General features: G+C 60.4%; 2 protein-coding genes and 1 pseudogene. 1 reads left to right on the plus strand and 2 read right to left on the minus strand.

Features of this window, described 5'->3' with window-relative positions; genetic code table 11:
* Both ACIQ3A_RS14945 and earP read right to left on the minus strand, forming a co-directional pair.
* A pseudogene (locus ACIQ3A_RS14945) lies at positions 1-210 on the minus strand (hypothetical protein); the annotation flags it as partial.
* 40 nt (positions 211-250) lie between these two features.
* Complete coding sequence (earP, locus tag ACIQ3A_RS14950; RefSeq protein ID WP_396432519.1) at positions 251-1,342, minus strand: elongation factor P maturation arginine rhamnosyltransferase EarP; 1,092 nt, start codon at positions 1,340-1,342, stop codon at positions 251-253.
* Positions 1,343-1,400: 58 nt separating this feature from the next.
* Here earP and uvrC point away from each other — a divergent pair.
* Positions 1,401-2,644: excinuclease ABC subunit UvrC (gene uvrC / locus ACIQ3A_RS14955; protein ID WP_396432520.1), on the plus strand; the 1,244-nt coding region annotated here is incomplete at its 3' end.

Genomic DNA, 2,644 nt, shown 5'->3' on the forward strand with positions numbered 1-2,644 from the left:
GACCAGCCGCCAACTGCGGGTATGGATGAAGCGCGCTTGCTGAAAAAACGACCGTTTGGACAAGTACGACCAGCTGCTCGAAAAGACGGTACTCATGCCGCCGACCCAGCCGTTGAACAAATAAAGCAGCGCCACGCCAGCGCCAATGGTCAGGCCGCCCAATAGGTAGTGCTGCCAGCCGAGGGGGAAGAGGGTGTTGAAAAAGGACATGGAAAAGATTATCCCTGCTCTGAAAGTCAGCTGCAGCAGGTCAATGCTTGGTAAAAGTCATGAGTTGTGTCAGCAAGCCGTCTTGTGTCAAGAAACGGGCTCGTGCAGCCTGAGCGCAATGGCGCCACTCTTGCAAAACGTGGGTGGTCAGTTCGGGCAACTGTCCGCCTTCCACCCCGTTCCAAACCCGGTGAAAGCGCCGCAGGCTTTCCGGTGCTTGCAGCCCATCCAGCAGGGCTTCCAGCTTGGCGTGGTGGGCATTGTCGTCCTGGGGGTAGACCTGCCAGATGAAGGGGTTTCCAGCCCACAGCGCCCGAACCAGCGAGTCTTCCCCGCGCACAAAGTTGAGGTCACAAGCCCAGAGCATTTCGTCAAAGCCGCTTTGGTCGGTGTAGGGCAGGGCGCACCAGTGGGGCTGAACATTCAGCTTGAGCAAGCCCCTTTGCACGGCGCTCAGCGGGCGGCCCGGCGTGACCAGCAACTGGTGCGGCGTGCCTGCCAGTTGTGTCAGCAGTTGGGGCAGGGCAGCAGGTTCGTAACAAAACAGGCTGATCAGCAAAGCTTCTGCCGTCAAGTCTGGGGCGTGTTGCTCTCGCCATGCAGCGCGTTGGCCACTGTTCATAAAGGCTTGCTGTCGTGTCAGCAGATCGGACTCGCGCAGCAGGCCACCGGTGCCCGGCGTGAAGCCTGGGTAGAAGAAGTGCTTGGTCCAGCCCTTGGCTGGCCCAGACATCACGGGTGAGGGCAGACCGTGCAGGCGGGGCACCCAGTCTTCGGCGCTCAGGTATTCGAGGTTGATCCAGGCGGGCGGGTGTTTGTGCGTGGCCACGCCGTGTGCCACAAAGGCTTCGGGCAAGGTGCAGCCAAAGGCTTCGATCCAGACATCCGCCGGGGGCAGGTTGGCCAGTTTGATTTTGTCACTGGCGTGGGCCCAAGGCAGCACCTGAACGCCGTGCAGAAGGGCGAGCGATTCCGGCGGGGCCATCCAGCGCAAGGCAGCGTCATCGTCCACCCACAAGCGCACCCATTGCCCGGCCTCGGCCAGTTGCCGGGTCAGTCGCCAGCAAACGCCCAGGTCACCGTGGTTGTCGATGACAGCGCAAAAAATGTCCCAAAGTCTTGGCGAATTCATGAGGTGATTGTCGCTTGCCCCTCGGTTTTCAGCTTCACTCGGCGGCACAATACGCGCCATGATTGCCGAACACGATGAAACCTTGCTGGCCCAGGTGGCTGCGCTTCCGGCTTTGCCCGGGGTGTATCGCTACTTTGATGCGCAGGGCCATGTTTTGTATGTGGGCAAGGCCAAGCAGCTTAAAAAGCGGGTGTCGAGCTATTTTCAAAAAGACCACGGTGGCACGCGCATTGGCCACATGGTGAGCAAAATTGCCCGACTGGAAACCACGGTGGTGCGCTCCGAAGCCGAAGCGCTGCTGCTCGAAAACAACCTCATCAAGTCGTTGAGTCCGCGTTTCAACATCCTGTTTCGGGACGACAAAACTTACCCGTATTTGAAGTTGACGGGCAACGGCACACTTTTCTTGAAGGCGCTGGACGGTGCACCCGAGCCGCAGACCTTTCCTCGGGTGGCCTATTACCGGGGATCGGTTGAAAAAAAGCACCGTTACTTCGGCCCCTTCCCCAGCGCCTGGGCGGTCAAGGAGTCGATTCAGCTGTTGCAAAAGGTGTTTCGCTTGCGCACCTGTGAAGACACCGTGTTTGCCAACCGCACTCGCCCGTGTTTGCTCTACCAGATCAAGCGCTGCTCTGGACCTTGTGTGAACTTGATCAGCCCGCAGGCCTATGCAGAGGATGTGAAACATGCCGAGCGCTTTTTGAAGGGCGAGACGCAGGCGCTGCTGCAAGAGATGGAAGCGCGGATGATGCAGCACGCCGAGACGCTGGCGTTTGAGCAGGCCGCTGAGGTGCGCAACCAGATGTCGGCCTTGTCCCGCGTGCTGCACCAGCAGTCTGTGGACACGGGCACCGACACCGATGTGGACATCCTGGCCGTGCGGGTCCAGGGCGGACGGGCCTGCGTCAACCTGGCCATGGTGCGTGGTGGGCGGCACCTGGGCGACAGGGCTTACTTTCCGGCGCATGTGGAAGACGCGCACGCACTGCAAGTGGTTGAAGACGATGACCAGGCGCCGCAACCCGTCGAAGTGCAGGTGCTGGAAGCCTTCTTGGCGCAGCATTACATTGGCATTCCGGTGCCGCCATCGCTGATCACCAGCGTGGGGGTGGACAAGGTTTTGCTTGCGGCACTGTCGCAGCAAGCGGGCTACAAAATTGCCGCTGTGCACAACCCCCGGGAGCACCGCCGGGTCTGGCTGGAGATGAGCGAAAAAAACGCAGACATTCAGCTGGCCCGTTTGCTGGCCGAAGAGGGCTCGCAACAGGCCCGAACCCGTGCACTGGCCGAAGCGCTCGATTT

Origin of the sequence: Limnohabitans sp. (genome assembly GCF_044361985.1) — a bacterium.
In the GTDB taxonomy this organism is placed as follows: Bacteria; Pseudomonadota; Gammaproteobacteria; order Burkholderiales; family Burkholderiaceae_C; genus Limnohabitans_A.